This is a genomic window from Coriobacteriia bacterium, from assembly GCA_014859305.1.
Classification (GTDB): Bacteria; Actinomycetota; Coriobacteriia; order Anaerosomatales; family Kmv31; genus Kmv31.
This window is the reverse complement of sequence record JACUUM010000015.1, coordinates 36733-42732: the sequence shown is the minus strand read 5'-3', so window position 1 is coordinate 42732 and position 6000 is coordinate 36733. Positions and strand designations below refer to the sequence as shown.

4 protein-coding genes and 1 riboswitch are annotated in these 6000 nt (G+C 72.5%); of the genes, 3 read left to right on the top strand and 1 reads right to left on the bottom strand.

Annotated features, from left to right (window positions below; translation table 11 throughout):
- The coding region (locus IBX62_04105) for a hypothetical protein (GenBank protein MBE0476267.1) at window positions 1-229 on the bottom strand (229 nt) is incomplete at its 3' end.
- On the opposite strand from IBX62_04105, the gene IBX62_04100 reads away from it, so the two are divergent.
- The 3 genes from IBX62_04100 to priA all read left to right on the top strand — a co-directional run bounded on the left by IBX62_04100 (window position 228) and on the right by priA (window position 5989).
- Window positions 228-2111, top strand: a complete 1884-nt coding sequence (locus IBX62_04100; GenBank protein ID MBE0476266.1) for a cell wall-binding repeat-containing protein — start codon at window positions 228-230, stop codon at window positions 2109-2111. The two genes, IBX62_04105 and IBX62_04100, sit on opposite strands and share 2 nt — an antisense overlap.
- A 57-nt stretch (window positions 2112-2168) precedes the next feature.
- Window positions 2169-2300, top strand: a riboswitch (SAM riboswitch).
- A gap of 101 nt (window positions 2301-2401) precedes the next feature.
- Window positions 2402-3661: a methionine adenosyltransferase gene (locus IBX62_04095; protein ID MBE0476265.1), complete on the top strand. Its 1260-nt coding sequence runs from the start codon at window positions 2402-2404 to the stop codon at window positions 3659-3661.
- Window positions 3662-3757: 96 nt separating this feature from the next.
- Complete coding sequence (priA, locus tag IBX62_04090) at window positions 3758-5989, top strand: primosomal protein N' (protein ID MBE0476264.1); 2232 nt, start codon at window positions 3758-3760, stop codon at window positions 5987-5989.
- Window positions 5990-6000 lie beyond the last annotated feature (11 nt).

Here is a 6000-nt window from a genome sequence, read left to right as displayed (position 1 = left end):
CGTCGATGCGAAGGACGAACGTCCCCTCGTGCCGCCGGGCGAACGCCCAGTTGTAGATCGCGGTACGGGCGCCGCCGATGTGCAGGTGGCCTGTGGGGCTCGGCGCGAAACGGACACGGACGGTCACTGCGGGGTCTCCTCCTCCTGTGGACGCGGCCGGTGACGCATATCCTACCCCGACATCGCGGTCGGCGGTATGATAGGGCGTCCGGCCACGGAGGGGGGACATGGGCCCGGAACCGACGCAACGACCCGTGAGGACGGCCGCGCTCGCGCTGCTCGCGGCGCTCCTCACGGTCACCCCGGCGTTCGCCGCCATGACCGCCGTCGTCTCACAGGCAGGCCCTTCGGTCACGGTACTGCTCGACCCGGCGCTTCCCGACGGTGCCGACGGGTGGTACGTCACGCCTCCCGAGTCGTGGGTGCGCGCCGACCAGGCGTGCGACCTCGGGTGGGGATGGGATGCGATCGAGTCCACCGTCACGCTGGTGGGCGGGCTGCAGGAGTACCTTTCCGACGCCCCCGAGGGCCGGCACGACCTGGTCTTCAAAGCCGTCTTGGGTTCAGGGACCTCTTACGGTACGGTGCCGCTGAAGGTGGACTCGGGCCTCCCGTCCCGGCCCGAGCTGCTCCACCGCGTAGCACTCACGCAGGGGGTCTCGCTCGCTTGGGCGCCATCCTCCGACGCCGTCTCGGGCTTGCGGCTCTACCGCGTGTACCGCAACCGCACCGACGGCACGATGACCGACGAAGACCTGATCGGCACCACCGCACTGCCCGCGTTCGTCGACACGACCTCGGGTGGGCACGACACGATCAAGCCGGATCCACCCGAACGCGTGACCGCCTGGCACGACGGGTACGAGCGTCTGCGCATCACGTGGAGCCAGGGCGCCGACCCGGTCTTCTACGCCGTCTCCGCCCTCGACGTGGCAGGTAACGCGTCCCAGCTCACGGAGCGCCTCCGCGTCCTCACGCCGCCGGAGGGCTACCTCGTGGAGCGCTCCTCGGACGGCGGGCCGGCGAGCGTCGTGGCCACGCTGCCAGGAGCGGCGGATTCCTTCGACCGAAGGGGGCCCGCCGCCTCCGACGGCGAGTCGTACTCCCTTCGCGCGATCGACGCCGCCGGCCTCGTCTCAGAGCCCACCACGGCCGCGGTCCGCCGCATCGACAGGGTCGCAGGGCGCGACCGGGTCGCCACCGCTCTGGCGGCCAGCCGCGCAGCGTTCCCTTCGGCGAGAACGGTGGTCGTGGCGAGCGCGATGGACTTCCCCGACGCGCTCTCGGCGTCCGCGCTGGCCGGCGCCGTACGGGGACCCGTCCTGCTCGTCAAGCGGGGTCCACTGCCCTCGGCCACCCTCGCGGAACTGCGGCGGCTGGGCGCCACGGAGGCGTATGTCGTCGGCGGAGCCGCGGCCGTCGAGCGGAGCACCGCGGTGTCGCTCGGGACGGCGCTGGCCGGCAAGGTCATCCGGCTGGGCGGTCGCGATCGTTACGATACCGCGCGCCTCGTCGCGGAGCGCATCCGGCGGTTGCGCGGCACGCCGCCGCGCGCCTACGTCGTCTCCGGCGTCAACTTCCCTGACGCGCTCTCCGCGGGCCCAGCGGCGTATGCGGAAGCCGCGCCTGTGCTGTACGCCAAGCCGGACTCCATCCCCTCGCCGACTCTGTCCGCCATCCGCTCCCTCGGGGTGAAGCGCACGGTCGTGCTCGGCAGCGAGCGGGCCGTGACCGGCGCCGCCGAGACGCGCCTGCCCTCACCGCGCCGCGTCGCGGGGCGCGACCGATACGAGACGTCCACACGCTTCTCGAACTGGGCCATCGCCGAGGGCATACTCGGCGCGACCCGCCCGGTCGTCGCCACGGGCGCGGCCTTCCCCGACGGCCTGACGGCGGCGCCGCTGGCCGGCGGACGCGCCAGCCCGGTCGTCCTGGAGGCCCCGGACGGCGGCAGCTTCGGAGCCCTGTGGCTCTTCACGCATGGCGACGGACTCGAAGGTGTGACGTTGATGGGCAGCGAGGCGGCCTTGCCCAAGACGGTACAGACGCACATCTGGACCCTCCTTGCCGGACCTGCCGCGGGTGCCCGCCATCTCCAGAGAGCCCCGTGACCCGCTGACGGAGAGCTCCGCCCTTGGCAGTGCGAACCGGGCGTGGTACGGTCTGCGTGCTCATCACGAGGCAGCCGCGCGAGCGGCTGCAGAGGGCAGAGGGACCGCGCCCTGTGAAGCCCCGGCAACCGGCGTGAATACGACGCACGGTGCCAAGTCGCGGCAGGCACGACGCCTGGAAGATGAGGGAATAGCTGCGCTGCCGGCACGCGCGCGAAGACCCTCGTCCGACCGGGCGAGGGTGTTTTCGTCGACGGGGGCCGCGGCTCCCTTCGGGACAAGGAGGCCCCATGCCGGAGCGAGACTACCTGTTCACCTCCGAGTCGGTGACCGAAGGTCATCCCGACAAGATGTGCGACCAGATATCGGACGCCATCCTCGACGCGATCATCGCCCGCGAGGCGAAGCTCGCCGAGGAGGGCTACGTCACCGACTCCGGCTCCGGGGCCTCCGCCGAGTACGTGCGGGTCGCTTGCGAGACGCTCGCGACCACCGGCCTCGTGGTCGTCTCGGGCGAGATCAGGACGCACGCCTACATCGACATCCCAGCGGTCGTGCGCAGCGTCGTGAAGGACATCGGCTACACGCGCGCCAAGTACGGGTTCGACTACGAGACGTGCGGGGTGATCACGGCCATCCACGAGCAGTCGCCCGACATCGCGATGGGGGTGGACCAGTCCTACGAGGTGCAGCACGGTGAGAACGGCGACCCGCTGGACCTCGAGGGCGCCGGCGACCAGGGGATGATGTTCGGCTACGCGGTCAACGAGACGAGCCAGCTCATGCCGATGCCGATATACCTCGCGCACCGCCTCGCCGAACGTCTGACCGCGGTCCGCAAGGCGGAGGTGCTGGACTACCTGCGCCCCGACGGCAAGACGCAGGTGACGGTCCGCTACGTCGACGACAGGCCCGTGTCGGTGGAGAAGATCGTGATCGCCGCCCAGCATGCCGACGGCGTGGACATCGACGGCTTGCTCAGGCCCGACCTCATAGAGAACGTGATCAGACCGGTCTTCGATCTCGAAGGCATCGCGTACAAGGACGCGAGGGTGTTCATCAACCCCACCGGCCGCTTCGTCATCGGCGGGCCCATGGGCGACACCGGGGTCACCGGGCGCAAGGTCATCGTCGACAGCTACGGTGGCACCGGGCGCCACGGCGGCGGCGCCTTCTCGGGCAAGGACTGCACGAAGGTGGACCGCTCCGGGGCATACGGCGCGCGGTGGGTGGCCAAGAACGTCGTGGCCGGGGGCCTGGCGGACCGCTGCGAGGTGCAGCTCGCCTACGCGATCGGCGTGGCGCACCCGCTCTCGGTCATGGTCGAGTGTTTCGGCACCGAGAGGGTCGCGATCGGCGCGATCGAGAAGGCCGTCGACGAGGTCTTCGACCTTCGCCCGGCCGCCATCATCCGCGACCTCGACCTGCGCCGCCCGATCTACCGCAAGACGGCCGCATACGGTCACTTCGGACGGGCCGACAAGGACTTCACGTGGGAGCGGACGGACAAGGGCGCCGCGCTGGCCGAGGCCGCCGGGCTCGCCGAGTAGGGCCGCGGGCTGCGAGCGTCGCGCGAGGCCGCCGGCTCGATGTCGGCGGCCTCCGTTATGCTGGGGGCGCTTCCCGACCCGCGCAAGGAGGTGCTCGTGCGCGTCGCGCACGTCGTCGTCGACGTCCCCGCCCGGGGGATCGACGCCCCCTTCGACTACCTCGCCGAGAGGCTCCCCGGTCTCCAGGTGGGCTCGTGCGTGCTCGTCGACTTCGCCGGGCGCCCGGCCGTGGGCTATGTCGTGGGTGGCGCCGAGGACAGCAGGCACCCCAGGCTCAAGCCGGTGCGCGCCCTGCTCGGAGGGCCGTTCTTCTCCCCTGAGCGCGCGCAGGTCGCCCGTTGGATCGCGCAGGAGTACGTCTGCCCGCTCTCCGAGGCGCTACGCCTCTTCCTGCCTCCCGGGGGCACCCCGAGGGCGGTGAAGGACGCGGCTACCGGCGCTTGGACGCTGCGGCGGCCCGAGACCGGCCCGGTGGACGACCGCTGGGTCGAGCTGACCGAAGAGGGGCGCAGTCACGTGCCCGCCGCTCGCGCCACCACTCAGCGCGCCGTGCTCGACGCGCTCTCCGCGGGCCCGGTGCGCGCCGCCGAGCTCGCCGCCGACCTCGGCGGGGTGGACGGGGCTCTGAGGCGCCTGGAGGCCGGGGGCGTGCTGCGCATCGAGCGCCGTCGGCGCTTCAGGAACACGAGCGGACCCGCGCGCGCCGCCCCCCGCCCCGAGTCCCTGACGGCCGGTCAGGAGAGCGCACTGGCCGCGGTCGAGGCGGCGCTCTCCGCCGGCGGCGGCAACGTGCTGCTCGACGGCGTCACGGGGTCGGGCAAGACGGAGGTCTACATGCGGGCTGTCGAGCGCGTGCTGGACTCCGGCGGCGGCGCGATGGTCCTCGTGCCGGAGATCTCCCTCACCCCTCAGACCGTCGGGCGCTTCCGGGCGCGTTTCGGAGGACTGGTCGCGGTCCTGCACAGCGCCCTGCCCGCCGGCGAGCGGTACGACCAGTGGGATCTCGTGCACTCCGGCGCCGCGCGCCTCGTGGTCGGAGCACGCTCCGCGGTCTTCGCGCCGGTGCCCGACCTGCGACTGATCGTCATGGACGAGGAGCACGAAGCGTCCTACAAGCAGGGTTCGGCTCCCCGCTACCACGCCCGTCAGGTCGCGCGACGGCTCGCCGAGTCGCTCGGTGCCGCCCTCGTCCTGGGTAGCGCCACGCCCTCCATCGAGACGCTCCACGCCGCCGTGGAGGAGCGTTGGATCCACGTCCCGATGCCGGAGCGCGCCACCGGCGGAGGGCTGCCGCCGGTGACGGTGGTCGACATGGGCGCCGAGTTCACCGCCGGCAACCGCTCGATGTTCTCGGCGGAGCTGCGCGGCGCGCTCGAGGCCGTGCGGGACGCGGGCGACAAGGCGGTGCTGCTGCTGAACCGCCGCGGCTTCGCCTCCTTCCTGCTGTGCCGAGAGTGCGGCTACGTGCCGGGCTGCGAGGACTGCTCCACCTCGCTCACGTACCACGAGGCCGGCTCACGCCTCCTGTGCCACCACTGCGGCGCCTCCTCGGCCGCGCCGGTCGCCTGCCCCGCGTGCGGAAGCCCGTACCTGAGGCGCTTCGGCGCGGGTACGCAGCGGGTTGAAGCGGAGCTCTCCTCGGCGCTGCCCGGGCTGCCGGTCGTGAGGATGGACGCCGACACGACGCGCGGCAAGGGTGGCCACGAGCGGCGCCTCGCCGAGTTCGAAGCCCTGCGTTCGGGCGTCCTGCTCGGAACGCAGATGATCGCCAAGGGGCTCGACTACCCCGAGGTCACGCTCGTGGGGGTCATCAGCGCCGACACGGCGCTCCGCCTCCCTGACTTCCGCGCGGCCGAACGGACCTGGCAGATGCTCGAGCAGGTCGCAGGGCGAGCGGGGCGAGGGGAGGCCGGCGGGCGGGTGATCGTCCAGACGTACTGGCCGGGCCACCCGGCGATATCGGCGGCGGTCAGGCACGACCGCGAAGCGCTCGTCGCCTCCGAGAGCGCCCTTCGCCGCGAGCTCGGATTCCCGCCCTTCGGCCGCCTCGTCAACGCGCTCGTCTCGGGCGAGAGCCTGGAGGCGGTCCGGTCGGTGGCCGAAGACCTCGCCTCGCAGCTGCGCTCGAGGATCCCTCCCGGGTGGCGCGTGCTCGGACCCGCCCCCGCCCCCCTCGCGCGCATCCAGCGCGCCCACCGCTGGCACGTCCTCCTCAAGGCACCCCCCCGCGCCCAGGTCTCGCTCCCGGTGCGCTCGGCCCTCGAGGCCCTCCGGCGGACCGAGGGCGTGACCGTCTGTGCCGACGTGGACCCGGCCGACACGACGTGAGGAACCGCGGC

Coding starts and splice junctions, on each gene's coding strand:
- IBX62_04100 (MBE0476266.1), top strand. CDS start 228: ATGGGCCCGGAACCGACGCAACGACCCGTGAGGACGGCCGCGCTCGCG.
- IBX62_04095 (MBE0476265.1), top strand. CDS start 2,402: ATGCCGGAGCGAGACTACCTGTTCACCTCCGAGTCGGTGACCGAAGGT.